The organism is Agrobacterium vitis (assembly GCF_037039395.1).
GTDB lineage: Bacteria > Pseudomonadota > Alphaproteobacteria > Rhizobiales > Rhizobiaceae > Allorhizobium > Allorhizobium vitis_E.
Genome location: NZ_CP146244.1, coordinates 526,004 through 543,558 on the forward strand (window position 1 = coordinate 526,004; position 17,555 = coordinate 543,558).

Below are 17,555 nucleotides of genomic sequence, written 5' to 3' on the forward strand. Positions count from 1 at the left end.
CCGACTGCGGGCGTGGGAGAAAACGGCAGTTAATCTGCTGCCTCTTTCACCAGAGGCACGCCAGCAAACACTGGAGTGCTCATGCTTAGACGAATGATCCTATGTACGACAGGCATTTTTGCCGTGTTTCTAACCGCCTGTTCGGATGAAGCCAGCACGCAAAAGACACCTCGCGCCATTAAGGCGGTCACAGTCAAATCGGAGCTTGTCGGAGAAGTCTTTCGCCAGACCGGCGAGATCCGTCCGCGTTATGAAACGCCGATGAGCTTCAGGATCGATGGACAGGTGGCTTTTCGTGTCGAGACGGGTTCATCCGTCAAAAAGGGTGATGTGCTTGCGACGGTAGAAAAGACACCGGCCTTGATCAATGTGGCGTCCGCGTCTGCGCAAGTCGATGCGGCAAAGTCGGATCTGGCGTTGGCGGATGTTACCGCAGCCCGTAACTGGGAACTCATCGCCAAGAATGCGGTATCCCGAGCCCAGGTCCAGCAGAGCGATGCCAATCTGCAAGCGGCGAAGTCAAAGCTCGAGGTCGCCAACGCGACCCTGGCGAGCGCACAACAGAACCTCTCCTATACGGATCTGAAAGCAGGACGAGACGGGGTCGTTTCAGGCGTCTCCATCAATGTGGGCCAGGTCGTGACCACGGGGCAAACGGTCCTGACCCTCAGCTCAGATACCGAACTCGATGCCGTTTTCGATGTGCCAGAACAGATGTTGATCGAAAACCTGAACGATAGCGACGTGGAGGTCAGTCTCCTGTCCAATCCGGCCCTGACCGCCAAAGGAAAGGTTCGTGAAGTCACGCCTTCCGCCGACGCGGCGACGCGGACCTACCGGGTTAAAGTCACGCTGGATGGCGCCTTGGGTGGGGCGCCTCTGGGTGCTGCGGTTGCCGGCAAAGTAACCCTTTCGCCAAAGCGTCTTTTCAAGGTCCCGGCATCCGCGCTGACCAGCCGGGGGCAGGACCAGGCGGTTTTCGTCTACCGGCCGGAAACCAGCACACTCCAGGCTCGCCTGGTCAAGATCGAACGATATGGCGAAAACGACATGCTCATCTCTGAAGGACTGGCCGATGGCGACATCGTCGCCACGGCCGGGGTGAGCAAATTGCGCGATGGCGAGGCGGTTACTGTTGAGAAGGGGGCGCAATCGTGAGCGAACAATCACCCCAGTCGCGTGCCCGGTTCAATTTATCGAAATGGGCTCTCAGTCATCAGTCGTTTGTTATCTTCCTGATGTTTGCCGCGATCATCAGTGGCATCCTGAGCTACCAAAAGCTCTCGCGCAATGAAGATCCACCTTTCACCATCAAAACGATGGTCGTCGGGGCACGCTGGCCGGGCGCTAGTGCTGCAGATACCGTGAATTTGCTGACCGACAAACTCGAAAAGAAGCTCTCCGAGACGCCGCATCTCGATTATACGCGAAGCTACACGCGGCCTGGCCAGTCGGTCATCATGGTAAACCTGCGTGACGACACGCCGCCCGCCGAAGTCGATGGTATCTGGTACACGGTTCGCAAGAAGATTTCTGACATCACCTCGACATTGCCCGAAGGGGTCGAGGGGCCGTTCTTCGACGATGAATTCGGCGACACCTATGGAAGCATTTATGCTTTCCGCGCAGAGGGGATCAACCGACGTGAACTGCGCGACCGCGTGGAGGCAATCCGTGGTGAAATCCTGTCCCTGCCAGATATCGGCAAGGTCAACATTCTCGGCGCTCAGGACGAGCAGATCGTCATCGAATTCTCGCAGAGCAAGCTTGCCAGCCTGGGTATCGATCCGTCTGCCGCTATCGAAGCCATCAGAGCCCAGAATTCCGTCAATCCGATTGGAACCATCCAGACCAAAGAAGAAAAGATTTCGGTTCGTGTCACTGGCGCCTTTGCCTCCGAAGACAGCCTGAAAGATATAACCTTAAAGCTTGGCAGCCGATATTTCCGGCTCGACTCCATCGCGACGATCTCCCGCACGATCACCGATCCGCCCGCCGCCTCGGTGCGCGTAAACGGAAAGGAGGTCATTGCTCTGGCCGTTTCGATGGCCAAGGATGGAAACCTCCTCACCTTCGGCGAGGCCCTGAAAGATCGCATGCACGCGATTGCCTCCAATCTTCCCTACGGGATCGACATGATCCAGGTCGCGGATCAGTCGACGGTCGTCAAGGATGCCGTTAACGGCTTCATGAAGGTTCTGGTGGAGGCGATCATCATCGTGGTGGCCGTCTCCTTTGTCTCTCTGGGGGCGAGGGCCGGGTTGGTTATCACCGCCTGCATTCCGATTGTTCTTGCCCTGACATTCCTGGGTATGGAATTGACCGGTGTCGGACTTCAGCGCATTTCTCTGGGCGCCTTGATTATCGCATTGGGCCTGCTGGTGGATGACGCGATGATCACCGTCGAAAGCATGGTCTCCTGCCTTGAAAAGGGCAAGTCGCGTCTGGTTGCGGCAACCCATGCCTATGAGACCACTGCATTTCCGATGCTGACCGGCACATTGGTGATGATCGCCGGCTTCATTCCGGTGGGTTTTGCCGCCTCAAGTGCTGGAGAATATACCTTCTCCTTGTTCATGGTGATCCTGATTGCGCTGTCGGCCTCCTGGATCGTCGCGGTGCTGTTTTCGCCGATCCTTGGCACCTGGATATTGCCGCGCAGCCTTGCGCATACCCATAAGAAGACGGGTATCGTCATGGCGACCTATCGCAAAATACTGGGCTGGAACCTCAAGCATCGGTGGCTGACGATCCTGTTAGCGATTACCGCTTTTGCCCTGTCCCTTGGTGGGCTCGGACAGTTGAAACAGCAGTTCTTCCCGGCTTCCGACAGACCGGAACTGCTGGTCAGTCTCACGCTTGCGCAAAATGCATCCCGGGCCGCCACAGACATTCGTGCGCGTGAATTGGAAGCGATCTTGCGAACCGACCACGATATCGATCATTTCATCACCTATGTCGGCTCAGGCTCCATTCGCTTTTATCTGCCGATGGATCTGCAACTCGACAACGACAATGTCACGGAAACAGTCGTCGTCGCCAAGAGCGTTGAAAAACGGGAGGCCGTCCGCCGCAAGATCGAAGCGGTGCTCAATGAGCATTTTTCGGATCTCGTCACCCGCGTTTCGCCTCTTGAACTCGGTCCTCCCGTTGGATGGCCGTTGAAGTTCCGGGTTTCGGGGCCGGATTATCAGCAGGTTCGTGCCCTGTCGACAAAAGTGGCTGCGATCATCGGTCAAAATCCAGATACCCGCGACGTCAATCTCACAGCCGGCGAACCGCAGAAAAGCGTGACGATCAAGGTCAACCAGATCGAAGCGCGTACCCTAGGCATGAGTTCGGAATCCATCGCCAGCGAGATCGCCTCGGTCTTTTCCGGATCAAAGGTCACAACGGTTCGCGACAAGGACAAACTCGTTGATGTCATGGTCAAGGGCGTTGAAGCCGACCGTAACTCGGTCTCGACCATCGGCAATCTCGAACTGCGCACCGGCGATGGAAACTATGTGCCGCTTCGGCAAGTCGCTTCGGTCGCTTACGGGGTGGAAGACCCGATCATCTGGCGCCAGCAAGGAAAGCCGATGATCATCGTTCAGGCCGACGTTCAAAAGAATGCGTTGGCCGCCACGGTCGCCGAGCAAGCAGATGCCCAGCTCAATGCTCTACGCGCGGAGCTTCCCATGGGTTACTCTATCATTGCAGGCGGCATCACGGAGGAATCCGAGAAAGGCAATTCGTCAATCTACGCCGTTATTCCTGTGATGCTGTTTGCCATTGCAGTTCTGTTGATGGTCCAGATGCAGAGCTTTTCCAGGATGGCCTTGGCCCTGTTCATGGCGCCATTCGGCCTCATCGGCGTGGTCGCAGCTATGTGGCCGACCGGTACGCCCATGGGTTTCGTCGCGCAACTTGGTGTCATCGCCTTGTGCGGGATGATCATTCGCAATGCCGTCATCCTTATTCAGGAGATCGATCAGAACGTCGCGCTTGGACAATCGCCAAAAGACGCCGTCATCGCTGCCTCGATCCATCGCGCCCGTCCGATCGTTCTGACCGCCTGTGCCGCAATTCTCGGCATGATCCCGATTGCCGCCGAGATTTTCTGGGGCCCCATGGCCTTTGCCATCATTGGCGGGCTTGCCGTGGCAACCATGCTGACCCTGACGCTACTGCCTTGTGCGATGTCGTTGCTACTGGCTGCTGAACAAAAATCGCGCTCGAAAAGTGATCCGGATGGCAAGGCGGAGGCTCAACCGTGAAGACGATCGTTCGACATCTGCCGGAACCGCAATTTCAAAAAACCATCCATTTCATGAAAGTCACGAAAATGCAGACGCATCTAGTCGATAGGAAAACTCCCAACTCGCCTGTTTTCCATGGTCAGTCGGCCAAGGGAAAGGCAGTGGGTCTCTTGCTTGTGCTGGCATTGGCTGGGTGTAGCTCCGTTCCGCTCACCCAGTCCGGTACGCTTTCCTCCTATAAAGGCTTGGGGCCCGTTGTAGGTCGGGTCAGCAAATCGCGCAGTTTTGCTGACACCCCGGCTATACTGGCGGCGCAAACGGTTTCCATTTCTCCCACACGGTTGTCGCCGCTTGCCTCTTCGAGGCTCCATGACGCCGGAAATGACAGGCTGGTCTCCAATGCTCTGGATCGCGCAATGTGTATCGATCTCAGTGACAAATACCGGGTCGTTGGTCCCGGAGAGGCAGCTGATCTTACCATTCACGCCGTGATAACCGACATAGTCCCGACCAGCAAAGCCGTGGCGGGCCTGTCGACCGCAGTCACATTGGGAACCTCCTTTGTTCTTCCCGTAGGTGTCCCGCGCCTGCCGATCGGACTGGGAGGCCTTGCTGTCGAGGCGGAGGCGGTTGACGCAAAAGGTGCTCAACGAGCGGCCATCGTCTGGTCCCGCGGTGCAAATTCCATCACCAACACTGCGCGTGTTTCAGAAGTCGGTGACGCCTATGGTCTTGCATCGTCATTTGCCAGCCAGTTCTCAGAGATACTGGTAAAAGGCCGACAATCCTCCGGTTTGGACCTTTCCTTGCCCTCGGGACAAAAATTGAAGTCGCAGCTGGGTGGAAAGCCTAAAAATGCGGCGTGTGAGGCGTTTGGGCGGGCGCCGGGTCTCCGGGGTGTTCTGGCCGGAGTCGTTGGCGCTCCGCCGTCCTGGACAGATCGCCCAACCAGGTGATGTCATGCCTTTGGGGAGATGAACCGGATCGGCGTTATCGTCGATTGCTTCGTCGCATAGACGGCGCCGCAAGCGCCGCCTACTGGCCCCGATAGTCGCGAGGAGCCACTCCGAAATGGTGCCTGAAGGTTTTGCTGAAGTGCGAAAGGTCGTTGAAGCCCCAACGGAACGCGATTTCGCTGATCGAAATAGCGGCCTCAGCACGAAGATCGTCGGCACATCGCTCCAGACGCCGCTTGAGCAGCAGCCGGCTGAAGGTCTCGCCGCTCTCCTCAAGAAGACGGTGGACGTAGCGGACAGATATCTTGAAATGCTGCGCTGCTTTGGCGGGGGTCAGTGTGGGGTCTGCGGCATGCGCGCCAATAAACTGGATAACCGACCGGGAAAGTTGCGATCTGAGTGTCCCACGGGCGCGGTCTTCTTCGCTTGTGGACACGCCTGCCGTCAAGGCGACGAGATCAACGATGTGATTTGCAATCGGGGTCGAGGCAGATCCAATGTGCTCCGCATTCTGCGCGACGGATTTCAGATAGTCGATGGCGACGGACGCTATGGGATGCGCACTGGTAAAGCGGATTGCCGTCTGTTTGTCTGCCTGCTTCAGCAACGGTTTGAGCATGGCTCGCGGGATGCGGAAGGAATATTGGGTCCAGTCATCGCTACAGTAATCGTTGAGATAAGGCTCGGTTGAGTCCACAAGCGAAAAATCACCCGGCTCCAGCAGCGCTGCCCGGGAGCCTTGCATCATCCGGCACTGTCCCTTTACCTGAAGATTGAGAAAATAGACTTCGTGCGGCATACGGCTGATATCCAGGGGTCTGCGATGGATCTTCTGCCGGCTCGATGAAATGGTTGTCACGTTGATGCAATCGAGAAGATTGGCCTTAACCTCCCCCTTGAAGCGCTGCTCGCCCTCAAGAGTGGGATTGAGGGCGATATAGGCTTCGCACAGAACCTCCCTCCAATAGGGAAAGCGGTCCCGCTCCGGCATTTCGTTCGCGTTCCAGACTGCCATGTCATCGCCTCCGGGGCACAATTCCCGAATTTGAAGCAATTATCATGCCAGTCATCTGATGGGGCTCGCAAACGGCAGTGCCGCGAATTCGAAAGGCTGATGGCTTCCCTGCACGGTCAGCATAGTCGGTGTTCACTGTCAGCCAAGACGGGAGGCGATCTGTCTCATAATCTTTGTTTTGGGAGGAGCAACAAAGATCAACAGGAGCAGCAGACATGCGCAAACGGCTTATTTTCAATTGCTTCACGATGAACGTTCCCTCGCACATCTACCACGGGACATGGCGGCATCCGAAAAATCAACTCGCCCGCTTCAACGAGTTCGAGACCTGGTCAACGCTGGCGACAAAACTGGAGGAGGGGCGGTTCGACGCGATGTTCTTCGCGGATATTCTCGGCATCGATCCGGCCTATGATGGCAAGTGGGATGCTTATTTCGAGCAAGGTCTTCACATGCCTTGTAACGACACCTTCACCTTGTGCGCGGCCCTTGCGGGGGTAACGAAAAACCTCGGCCTTGTTTTCACCAGTTCGATCCTGTCCGAGCATCCTTTCGCGTTTGCAAAGAAGGCCTCGACCCTCGACCATATCAGCGGTGGCCGCATCGGCTGGAACATTGTCACAAGCGTGACAGACAATGCCGCCCGCAATTTCGGCTATGACAAGATCGTGCCCCATGACCAGCGCTACGACTGGGCGGACGAATATATGTCCGTTCTCTACAAGCTCTGGGAAGGGTCATGGGAGGACGGCGCGATGATCGCAGACCGTGAAAGCGGCGTGTTCAGCGATCATACCAAAGTGCATCGGATCAACCATGTCGGAGAGCGTTACAAGGTGCAGGGGCCGCATCTCGTCAGCCCTTCTCCGCAGCGGACGCCGATGCTCTATCAGGCCGGGGCCTCCAAGCGTGGAAGCCAGTTCGCGGCGCAGCATGCGGAAGGAACCTTCGTTCTCTATCCGAATGTCGACGGTGCCCGGATCGGAATTGCTGGCACCAAGGCGGTGGCGGCGCAAATGGGACGCGGTGCCGAAGACCTCAAGTTCATTCAGGGCCTGTCCTTCGTCGTCGGCAGCACGATGGAAGAAGCGGAGCGAAAGGCAGCGGAGATCGACGAATGGGTCAGCTATGAAGGCCTCGCCGCGCATGTCAGCCGCGATATGGGTGTCGATCTCTCCAATCTCGACCCCGACAAGCCAGTCGATGAGTCCGGTCTCGATGGCCTGCAAGGTTACGCACGCATGATCGAGATGGGCAAGCCAAATGGCGAAAAGGCCACCGTCAAGGAGGTTGCAAACGCGCTTTCCTACAATTGCCGTATTGTCGGCACGCCGGAAAGTATCGCTGACGAATTGGCGCTTTGGCAGGATGCGGGCATTGATGGCATCAACATGATCTGCCAATTGCATCCCGACACCTATATCGACTTCATCGATCACGTCACGCCGGTCTTGCAGGACCGTGGCCTTGCCCAGCGTGACTATGCCGAAGGCCCTTTGCGGCAAAAGCTGTTCGGTCACGGCCCGCGTCTTCCAGATAACCATCCCGGGGCGGCACATCGCGGTGCGTTTTCCCAATCCACCCAGGCTGCTGCTGAATAATGTCGCAGGGGAGCCTGCTGACGCCGGGTTCCCCGCCTATCAATTCTGGAGGGATTGGAATGTCTGAGATAATCCATATGGGTGCTGCTGATGATGTGCAGTTCAAGGACGCAATGGCTATGATGGCCGCAGCCGTAAAAGTGGTGACAACTGATGGCCCTGCCGGGCGGGGGGGTCTGACCGTAACCGCTGCCTGCTCGGTGTGCCAGGAGCCGCCGCGACTGCTGGTCTGCGTGAATGTGACCGCTTCGGCGCATCCGTTCTTGCAGCAGAATGGCAGGCTAACGCTGAACATCCTTGCCACCGACCAGCAGGATGTCGCAATGGCTTTTGGCGGAAAGGTTGCTCAGGACAAGCGGTTCGACATTGGCGAGTGGGCTGAGGACGACCTTGGGCAGCCATCGCTTCAAGGTGCATGCGCGCGCTTCACCTGTTCTGTGTATGAAACAATGCAGTCAGGCACGCACACGATCTTCATCTGCAATGTCCATGTCGCATCCGGTGACAAGGACAAGCTGCCGCTGATCTATTTCGACCGCAACATGATGCCTCTGGCGAAAGTAGCGTGAACCGCGTGGTCGCTTCTTAAGCCAAAGGCCTTGAAGATACCAATGCGTTGCCGCATCGAAGAGAGTAAAAATAAATCAACTGCATCAATGGCTTGAGGCATTTGCAAAGGAATGCCAAGGGTCATTTTTAATGACCCTTGGCATTGTGAAACAAGCCCTGCGGCTGGGTTGGCCCGGTTGAGCAAGATATGGCCTACGAGGTTGCCGTTGTCGCCCGGCTGGGCCCTGTGTCTGCCGAGGGCTGATGGAGCACCCATGGTTTCGGGTATCTCGGAAGCATGGCAGCGAGAACGACCGCGACCAGGGCGATTCCAGTCAGCATCAGCAGTGGACCGACATAGCTGCCCGAGCTTGTCTTGACCACACTGACAAGGAATGGCGCCAATGCCAAGGCCGGGGAGGTGATCGCGAGGCTGAGACCTTGCAGGGCGGCGAAGGACTTCAGCCCGAAATACCTGGCGATCAATGTCGGACCGAGAGTGGATTCTGCGCCGGTTGCGAAACCGAGAAGCGCCATGGAAAGATAGAGAAGCGCAGGATTGCCGCTGTTTACGAGGGCAAGTGCCAGACCGATCGGAACCGTCGCCAGGAGAACCGGGACCACCCAGGGATGATTTGCCCGATCAAGGACGGCTCCGGCGGCGAGCAAACCGATAACCGATGTACTGAAGCATAAGGACAGCGCAAGAGACACGGTTGCCGGATCGATACCGGTCTGGCCGTAGAAGTCCACTGCGTTCTGGCGCATGGCAATCGGCCCGGCGGCGGCGAATGCGATGAACAGCGTGATCGAGATCCAGGCACGTGTCGGAATGGCCTTCTTGAACGGCACGCCGGGCAGGTTGGCATCCACGGTCTTCGGTACCTCCGCAGCCGTGCTCACCTTCGGTTCGGAGATAAGCCAAAGGGCCGCGGGGATACCGATGACGGCGATTGCGACTGCGATCACGTAATAGGCGCCGTTCCAGCCAAGCCCGGCGTAAATGTTGGGGTCGATGGCTGCAACCACCGCTGCGGGTTTGGATGGCGCTTCAGTGCCCATGCCTGGCATCATTGGTAGTGACACCGGCGCATTGCCGTTTACAAGCCATTGGAACAGAGGAGAAAAAATTGCGCTGAACAGGCTGGATGCGACCCCGATAAGACCGAAACCGACGCCCCGATGCTTGGGGAACCACTCGGAAATCACCTTGAACGCTATACCCAAACTGGACCCAAATCCAAAAATCGACGCGAGAACGAGAAGTATTCCCATCAGCCAGAGCTTGCCCGCCGCAAGCGGTATGATCGCCGTGAGAAGTGCGTAGAGGACGATCCCGGGAAGAGCGACACGTCGGGCACCCAACCGATCGACCCATTGTCCGGCGAAAGGCAGGACGAGCGGACCGATAATCAGTGGCAAAGCGACAAACATCAGCATAGCTTCCGGCAGCGGCGTCCCGGTTTTCATCGCGAATGCAGGCACCACGAACGGAGTGAGCGCCGAGAGGCCAGCCGGCCCCATGGCCACAAGAAGAAGACTGCCGACAAGTGCGGCTTTTGCCTTGCTGGGGGCCTTTACGAAGTCGGCGATATACTGTTTCCAGCTGACTTTCGGCGGAGCGCCATCGCGCGCCGGCATTGTTCCACTTGAATAGGGCGTAGCGGGAAGCCCCTTCGCCATAGATAGATCCGTTTGAGACATCGGAACTCCTTGAACTCAGTGAAGGCGGACGCCGACGGTGATGACCGCGCTATCCGAAATTGATGATGGCGACCGGTAGGGAGGCTTAACCTCGCGCGGGTGTCATACCTGGTGGGGGGGCCATGCCTGGTGGTGGCGCCATGCCGGGCGGCGGTGTCATGCCCGGAGGAGGCATTTGCGATGGACCCTTACCAGTAGGAGGTAAGCCCGGAGGAGGTGAACTCAGGGCGGCAATCATCGGGAAAGGTTCGAGACCGAACATGTCGCGTCCGTTGATTTCGGCCATTGGATCGATCCGGAACGCACCATGTGTCGCCAGCACATGGATATCGCGCAAGGCGCGTTGCAACGGATTGCTGAGGACGACAGCAGATGAGCCAAGTGCGAGTAGGAGCCCGTCGACCACGCGCAGGCATTCGTGGATCTGGTGGACAAGGTCCATGGTGATCTCGGGTTCGTTCCAGGGGAAAAACTCTTCCCCTGCAATCGCACGCCGGTCGATTTCGTCGGCGTGGCGCCAGAGCACGGCATTCGCTCCGTTGATAACGGCGCGCGCCTTACCGGCAACCATTTGAATGGAGGCCATTTCCGACATCGTCTTATAGGGAAGGTTGAAGGGTGGCCGCTTCTTTGCCTGTTCGAGGAAAGAGTCGAGGGCGCCTTGCGCGATGCCGACTGCGAGGGCGGCGAAGGTGCATGTCATGGCGACCATGCCGCCAATCGGGCTGTGCTTGAAGGCTAGCCCAGAATATTTTCCCTTCAATGAGTCCATTATCCGCGGCAGGTCATTGGTGTGAACAACGCGGTAGTCAGGAACAAAAATCTCCTGGTCGGCCCGGACGCTGTTTGAATTTGTCGCTTGCAGGCCCATGACATGCCAGTCATCGACGATTTCATATTGGTCGCGTGACAGGATACCCATGGCGCGCAGCCGCGCTCCGCTTGCCGGGTCGTCATATTCGAAACCGACAGCCCCCCAGGCGGCATGTTTGCAACCGCTGCCGAAGGACCATTTTCCCTGCACCATGTAGCCGCCTTCGACCTTGCGACCGTCGCCAACCTTGGGCGCGAAGACAGTGGCGCCAAACATGATTGGCCCAACCCAATCTTGAATGCCGGCGAAGACCTCATCGCGGGCCTTTGGATCAAAGCCCAGAGCGTTTCTGGCCGCGCTTGAGACGATCACCAGCCAACCGGCGGAAGCATCGCCCTGGCCAAGTGCTTTGACGATTTCCGCAGCATCGCGAGCGCCCAATGCATAGCCTCCAAGCTCGGTCGGGATGGTGATCTTGAAGGCACCGGAGCGATCGACGGCCGCTAGCGTCTCCGGTGCAAGCGCGCCGAGCTGTTCGCTCTCAGCCGCATGTTTGCGCAACAGCGGCAGCATCTCGAGAATGTCGTCGCGTATCCGACGCCCAATCTCACTGAGATACGGCGAGTCTGGAAATTTCGGCTGTTGGGGCAGGGCCCCTGCCAGCGGTGGAAACTCCGGAGGAAGACCCCCTACAGGCGGTTTGTTTTGCAAGGTCATCGGTTGCTCCACTTTACAAGAGTATGCCAGGTTCAGATCGAGCCAGACACACGCTCGGTTCTCTTGTTTTCGTTTGTCTTTTCGGGGATATTGGCTTTCACTTGGTCCCTGACAAACTCTACTCGGCGATGTCGGCGATGTCGGCGATGTCGGCGAACCCGGCCAAATTCGTCCACAGATCTGGCGCGCGATCGTCTTCTATATTCTCAATTCCCCATCGGGTTTTGACCGGGAACGACCTTGCGGAAGGTGCTCCAATGTTCCGCGATCTTGCCGTTGTGGACCCGGAAGACAGTCAGGATGTTCCATTCGTAAACCGCACCCGGCACGACCGGATCGGGCGCGAGCTCGCGCATCATCAGGCAACCGACCTCGCCGTCGAGAATGACGCTCACCACGGGCGGCGGAGTCGAGCCGGCGATAGGCACCAGTCGGAATTGCTCAATGAGTTTTTCACGGCCATGGCCGAATGCGTTTGGGTCGTGCTGAATGTAGTCCTCGGCGATGTACTTCGTCATCACCTCAACGACCCGCTCTTTCACGACATTGTCACGGACGATCCTGGAAAGGTCGGCTTCGAACTCGATCAGTAACCGCTTGATCGCTGTGCGCTCTGGCGATGGATCGGCCGCGACCGCGGCTTTGAACTCTTCGTTGTCAAGCCAGTTGGTGTAGATAGCAGGATCGCTGATCTCAGCGATGCCGTTGACAATTGTGAATCCGCTCACTGTCTGGGGTCCTTTGTTTCTGGTATTTTAAGGCGCTAAAGCGCAATGACGACATCTAAGTCGGCGCACAAATCCGTTCACCGTGACACGGCGTCGGCATATAGGGTAATGATTTGTCCTAGGCTTTTCGCGGATGTCGCGATTCAATCCGGTCAATCAGTTTGACTGGCATTTCAGCTGAAGGGTACCGCCGGACAACGCACGGCTTACCAAGCATAGGGCGCATATTGCGCGACTGTGTGGACATGTGAACTCCTCCTTTGATTGATCGCAACCCAAAGGCGCTTTTTAGATCAATCCCTCCGAAACTGATCTAAACGGTACAGTACAGAAATGTCAAGCGCTTTTTGCCGACGGTGGCCCTCGTGAAAACAGAGTGGGACCGAGCGTTTACAAGTGGGGCTATGGGGCTCGGACATAGACATTGTCCGCTGTTTGATGTCCGTCAGCTTGCTGTCAAAACATGGAATAGCCGGCCCATTCCCGATCTTATAGCTGTTCGAATTGGCTGAACCGGCCACGAATAAGACGTCGATAATCATCAATGATCACAGCGCCTTTTTCGTCATTCTCATGCAAGGCCAGACGAATTGCAGCGCTGGCGAGCTGGAACAGCAAATAGACGGCGCGGGCATATTCCTGCCTGCAACTTTCCGCCAGAAAGACCTCTGTGCTCCGACTGAACTGATCGGCCTGCCTGAGGGTTTCCTCGATGTCGAGATTATGCAGTGCCTTGTCCGCATGAATGGCGTCGAGCAGGTCCTGCACGGCAGGGTCATTCCGGACGCGATTATAGTAAAAATCGACGATCACTTCCGCTGTATCGCCAATACCAGAGGCATCCTTGATGTCCTGAAGAGCCGTATCGATGACTTCGCGTGTTCCCTCGGAATATCGCTCAAAAAGCGTAGCGATGACTGCGGTTCTGTTTGGGAAGTAATGGTAGACGGTCGCCAGAGGCATGTGGCTCGCGGAGGCAATGCTGCGCATGGTGACAGCAGCGCTGCCCTTTTGACCGATGAGCTCCATTGCTGCCGAAAGGATATCATCAATGCGATCTCTGCTGCGCTCCTGGCGGGGTTGCCTCCGCAATGCCTTTTGGTCGCTCGTCATGGCATGCTCCCCTTTCTCGTTGACAAAATCGCGTCATAGGCCAAAGTAAAATTGACACAGTGTCAGCTTTTCTCGATTACCATAGCAAATGGGCATGCTGGCGCACAGCGAGAAAGCAGAAATGATTGGAGTTGCATGAATATGGCCTCAAGGCTTGCCTGTCGGCGTGGCCAAAGAGGACTCTTATAAACAGGGGAGGTTATGATGATTCCAGGCGACAATTTGTCGTGGAGTAATTGGTCAGGCAGCGTGGAGACCAAACTGAAAGCAATTCTTCGTCCCAGGACCAAGGAGGAACTGGAGAGTGCCATCCTCTCGGCGCCTGGACCGCTCCGGCTCGTTGGTTCGGGCCATTCATTTACGCCGCTTGTCTCAACCCCTGGAACGATCGTGGATCTGTCGGCTCTATCCGGCTTGATCGATTATGACCGTGATGCCCTGACGGCAACGATTGGAGCGGGCACCAAGCTTGGCGATCTGACGGAATTGCTCGCCGGGATTGGTCAAGCGCTGCCCAACATGGGCGATATCGACAAACAGTCTGTCGCTGGCGCGCTTGGCACGGCAACGCATGGCTCGGGACTTAGCCTGGGCGCTTATCATTCGCAGTTGAAAGGCATGCAATTCATCGATGGTCGCGGTATGCACCGGGAATTTACAGCCGGACGCGATGACGAGATGATCCATGCGACCGGTGTGACGCTTGGTAGTTTCGGAGCCTTGACGGCCGTCACCTTTCAGAATGTCCCGGCTTATAATCTGCGCCGCAAGCGGACAATGCTGCCGATTGGCGATACGCTTGAAAACTTCGAAAGCCTGATGGCAGCCCATCGATCGGCGGAGGTTTTCTTTGTTCCCTTTGCCAATCATGCTGTTTTTCAGACATTGGATATCGCTGACGGGCAGGGTGGTTTTCAAGTCACGTTGGAGGACGAGGACGCTATTGCGACGCTGAAAAAAATCAGAACCTTTCTCCGCTGGTTTCCGGGCTTGCGGCGCAAATTGATCGGCAATGCCATGGCAAAGCTGTCCGATGAGGAAGCCGTGGGTGAATGGATGAAGGTCTATGTCACCGACCGCCAGACCAAGTTCAATGAAATGGAATATCATTTGCCGTTCGAAGAGGGAGCCGGAGCTCTGGCGGAAATCATTGAACTGATTGAGAAACGTTTTCCGGAGATCTATTTTCCGATTGAAGTCCGTGCCGTCAAAGGCGACGAATTCTGGCTAAGCCCGTTCTACAAGCGTGACACGTGTTCGATAGCCATTCATCACGGCATCGGGGAAAATCCGGCGGCGTTCTTCCTTGCTGCCGAAGCCGTGTTTCGCAGGCGGGGCGGGCGACCGCATTGGGGTAAATTGCATAACCTGACAGCCGCTGATCTGGCCGGCATCTATCCGCGATTTAAGGACGCGATGGAGATCAGATCCGAAATCGATCCCGAAAATCGCTTTATCTCGCCTTACATGGCGAAGCTTCTTGGGGTTCGGTAATGGCTGAAGCCGATTATTTTCGGATGCTCTCCGATGCGCTTTCCCAGGCTGACCTGTTTCGTCCCGTGCTTGTTGTCGACCGAGATCGGCTCGATGCAAATATTGCCACGATTGCGCGCGGTCTCGCGCCGGGTCTTGGCCTAAGGGTCGTCGATAAGTCTCTGGCATCCCTCCCATTGCTCGAGCGTATTCTGACACAAGCCGGAACGATGCGGCTGATGAGCTTCCATCTGCCGATAACCTGTGCCGTATTGGAGGCTTTCCCGAAGGCGGAAATCCTGTACGGGAAACCGCTTCCTATAAGAGCGCTTGCGGCTTGGATGCGGCTCGCGTCTCCTCATCTGGTCGATGATCTTCTGCGCCGCACCGTGTTTCTGATCGATAGCCCGGACCGGCTCGATCAATATGCGGCATTGACGCGCGAAGCTGGGCAAACAATCAGAATAGCGTTTGAGACGGATACCGGCATGCATCGCGGTGGGTTTGAAACGCCTGATGCGCTGGCTGCCATCTGCGCGCGCGCCATTCAGCAAAAGGAATTGAGAATAGAGGGGCTTGTCGGCTATGAGGCGCATATCCCGGAGGTCGCGCGTCTCATCGGAGGCGCTGCGGAAAGGGAGAAAGTCGTATCGCGCATCAAGGCCTTTGTTTCGGTCTTTCCGGATGGCGCGTGTACCATCGTCAATACGGGAGGCAGTAAAACCGCGCTCTCCTATCATGATGCCGGTGCCGCGAATGAAGTCTCCGTGGGCTCGGCTTTCCTGAAGCCGACGGATTTCGACATGCCGTCTCTTCAGGACGTGCAGCCTGCCGTGTTTATTGCCACGCCCGTGTTGAAAGTGGAGGAGGTCCGCCTGCCGGGGCCTCCGTTGCTGACAAGCCTGATGCAGGCGACAGGCTTTTTTCCGCGCAAGGGGTGTTTTCTCTATGGCGGCAAGTGGATGGCCAAGCCGGTTTTTCCCAAAGGCATGCGGGAAAACCGGATCTGGGGGCTTTCATCCAATCAGCAGATGATGGCTCTCCCTTACGACAGTACCTTAAAGCCCGACGATTTTGCTTTCTTTCGCCCGACCCAGAGCGAGGCGGTGCTGCAACATTTCGATGGAATTCACGTTTTTTCCAAAGGCCGGATTATTGAAACCTGGCCCACTCTTCCGCCGGGTTGACGGAAGAGGCTTGTGATATTTTCAGGCATCGGTTCCATTCCGAGCATCCATTGGCATACTCAAAATTCGATCAGATAGCCCAATCCAACGGCGACCGCCCAATCATGCTTGGCTGTTGCATCATAGGTCGCTCCGGCGCTGACGCTCTGCGATCCGGCCGTCAGGTAAGACACGGAGGTGCCGAGATCGAATTTACCGAATTTGGTTTTGTACTCGGCGCCTAGTCCGAGCGACCATGTGTCGGTCGTAATGTCTGCTCCTGTCCCGACGCCTTCATCCCAGGTCACATTGATGGTTCCAGACAGTTTTTCTGTAAATTCATGACCGACACCAATCTGGACCGTATAGCCGTCCTTGTAGTTGAAGGTCTTGTCGCTTGTGCCAAGCCCGGTGACGTCATATCTGAAGTTTTGAAGAACGCTCCAGTCTGTCCAGGTCAAGGAACCGTAAACCAGCCAACCCGGCGCCACGCCGGTCTGGGCAGACAGCTTGATCGACTGCGGGAGGGTTCCGGTTCCGTTAGCAGGTGCAGTGTCTGTCACACCGGCGGCGGCGGCAAGCGCTGAGGGCGTAAATGTCCCCTCCGCATCGTGCGACACCTGCGACCGGTACAGGAGCTGGAAGCGCATGGCATATTCGGGAATGTCGTAAGCGGCACCAACTCGATAGCCTAAGGCACCGTCATCCTTCAATCGAATATTGCCGTAAAGGGTATTCTCCTTATACTCGAAGCTTTCCAGAAAAACGCCGCCGATCATGTAAAAGCGGCCCGGCCCTGCGTCGACCCGCACATCGCAGGTCGCACCATATTCATCCGTCGAAAACTGCATCTTTGAGGTCGGATTGACGAGTGCCAATCCTTGGCTCACAGCTGTGGTATATTCGGCGTTCTGGGCTTCCCTTCCATACGTTGCAGATGCGCCAAATGGTTGCGTATATGTCAAAGCGCAGGCAATACCGGAACCCAGTGTTGCCTTGACGGCGACGCTTGGTATCCAAAACTCATCCGAATAGGCTTTATCAGAGGCACGTGCGCCGTTCAGGGTTGAAAATGAGCGGCTTGGTGAGACATATATCGCTCCGGTGCGGAAACTATAGTTTCCATCCGTAAAGAGAATATCGGTGTCAGCTTCGCCTCGGCTAAAACCTCCGGCAAGTGCAAGGCAAGGCGCAAACGATATTGCGCCGACACATATTGCCAGCGCAAACTGAGGTGCTTGCCAAAAACAGTGTCTGTTCATTTCGTTCCCTCTTTTTTGTTATGTGTCGTCTCGAGCCTGTCAGGTTCAGATCGAAGCAGTCATCCTTTGGATTTCTTTGTTTTCGTTTGTTTTTTCGGAAAGCTTTGGCCTGCCTATCCCCCGACAAATGCCAAATCGACTGCCGCCTCCAGCGGTTCGATGCCCTGGCCGCAACGGTTCAAACGCGCGGCATATGACGGTTCCCCAATTCAACGA

General features: G+C 56.6%; 13 protein-coding genes. 7 read left to right on the forward strand and 6 right to left on the reverse strand.

The annotated features are described in order from the left end of the window. The first annotated feature begins 81 nt into the window (after nucleotides 1-81). From V6582_RS23780 to V6582_RS23790, 3 genes are read left to right on the forward strand one after another with little or no spacing between them, the layout of a single operon-like run. Nucleotides 82-1,158 carry an efflux RND transporter periplasmic adaptor subunit gene (locus tag V6582_RS23780; protein WP_156630421.1) on the forward strand — a complete coding sequence of 359 codons (1,077 nt, stop codon included), beginning with the start codon at nucleotides 82-84 and terminating at the stop codon, nucleotides 1,156-1,158. Then, entirely contained in the window at nucleotides 1,155-4,259 is a 3,105-nt protein-coding gene (locus V6582_RS23785) for an efflux RND transporter permease subunit (protein ID WP_337739163.1), read from the forward strand. The genes V6582_RS23780 and V6582_RS23785 overlap by 4 nt, the downstream gene beginning before the upstream one ends. Next, nucleotides 4,256-5,197 (forward strand): DUF3313 domain-containing protein, encoded by a 942-nt coding sequence (locus V6582_RS23790; RefSeq protein ID WP_420360147.1) that lies wholly within the window; start codon nucleotides 4,256-4,258, stop codon nucleotides 5,195-5,197. The genes V6582_RS23785 and V6582_RS23790 overlap by 4 nt, the downstream gene beginning before the upstream one ends. A 79-nt stretch (nucleotides 5,198-5,276) precedes the next feature. Here the strand turns inward: V6582_RS23790 and V6582_RS23795 are convergent, their stop codons facing one another. Continuing rightward, nucleotides 5,277-6,212, reverse strand: a complete 936-nt coding sequence (locus V6582_RS23795) for a helix-turn-helix domain-containing protein (protein ID WP_156630420.1) — start codon at nucleotides 6,210-6,212, stop codon at nucleotides 5,277-5,279. A gap of 215 nt (nucleotides 6,213-6,427) precedes the next feature. Here V6582_RS23795 and V6582_RS23800 point away from each other — a divergent pair, with 215 nt between their 5' ends. Together V6582_RS23800 and V6582_RS23805 are read left to right on the forward strand one after the other, a co-directional pair. Then, the gene (locus V6582_RS23800) at nucleotides 6,428-7,813 is read left to right on the forward strand and encodes an NtaA/DmoA family FMN-dependent monooxygenase (protein WP_156630419.1); all 1,386 of its coding nucleotides are present in this window, start codon (nucleotides 6,428-6,430) and stop codon (nucleotides 7,811-7,813) included. A 59-nt stretch (nucleotides 7,814-7,872) separates the two neighbouring features. Beyond that, the gene (locus tag V6582_RS23805) at nucleotides 7,873-8,382 is read left to right on the forward strand and encodes a flavin reductase family protein (protein ID WP_234889554.1); all 510 of its coding nucleotides are present in this window, start codon (nucleotides 7,873-7,875) and stop codon (nucleotides 8,380-8,382) included. A 193-nt stretch (nucleotides 8,383-8,575) separates the two neighbouring features. On the opposite strand, the gene V6582_RS23810 is transcribed toward V6582_RS23805, so the two are convergent. From V6582_RS23810 to V6582_RS23825, 4 genes are all read right to left on the reverse strand, one after another. After that, nucleotides 8,576-10,066, reverse strand: a complete 1,491-nt coding sequence (locus V6582_RS23810) for an MFS transporter (protein ID WP_156630418.1) — start codon at nucleotides 10,064-10,066, stop codon at nucleotides 8,576-8,578. 85 nt (nucleotides 10,067-10,151) lie between these two features. Next, nucleotides 10,152-11,597 (reverse strand): acyl-CoA dehydrogenase family protein, encoded by a 1,446-nt coding sequence (locus tag V6582_RS23815; protein ID WP_234889553.1) that lies wholly within the window; start codon nucleotides 11,595-11,597, stop codon nucleotides 10,152-10,154. 206 nt (nucleotides 11,598-11,803) lie between these two features. Next, the gene (locus V6582_RS23820; RefSeq protein ID WP_071584492.1) at nucleotides 11,804-12,325 is read right to left on the reverse strand and encodes a hypothetical protein; all 522 of its coding nucleotides are present in this window, start codon (nucleotides 12,323-12,325) and stop codon (nucleotides 11,804-11,806) included. 489 nt (nucleotides 12,326-12,814) lie between these two features. Continuing rightward, a complete protein-coding gene (locus V6582_RS23825; RefSeq protein WP_156630417.1) occupies nucleotides 12,815-13,438 on the reverse strand; it encodes a TetR family transcriptional regulator in 624 nt (207 codons plus the stop codon). 204 nt (nucleotides 13,439-13,642) lie between these two features. On the opposite strand from V6582_RS23825, the gene V6582_RS23830 reads away from it, so the two are divergent. Both V6582_RS23830 and V6582_RS23835 read left to right on the forward strand, forming a co-directional pair. Beyond that, nucleotides 13,643-14,932: a D-arabinono-1,4-lactone oxidase gene (locus tag V6582_RS23830; protein ID WP_156630443.1), complete on the forward strand. Its 1,290-nt coding sequence runs from the start codon at nucleotides 13,643-13,645 to the stop codon at nucleotides 14,930-14,932. Beyond that, entirely contained in the window at nucleotides 14,932-16,098 is a 1,167-nt protein-coding gene (locus V6582_RS23835; protein ID WP_156630416.1) for an alanine racemase, read from the forward strand. Before V6582_RS23830 ends, V6582_RS23835 begins: the two co-directional genes overlap by 1 nt. 59 nt (nucleotides 16,099-16,157) lie before the next feature. Here the strand turns inward: V6582_RS23835 and V6582_RS23840 are convergent, their stop codons facing one another. Next, complete coding sequence (locus tag V6582_RS23840) at nucleotides 16,158-17,339, reverse strand: OmpP1/FadL family transporter (RefSeq protein WP_156630415.1); 1,182 nt, start codon at nucleotides 17,337-17,339, stop codon at nucleotides 16,158-16,160. Nucleotides 17,340-17,555: the final 216 nt, after the last annotated feature.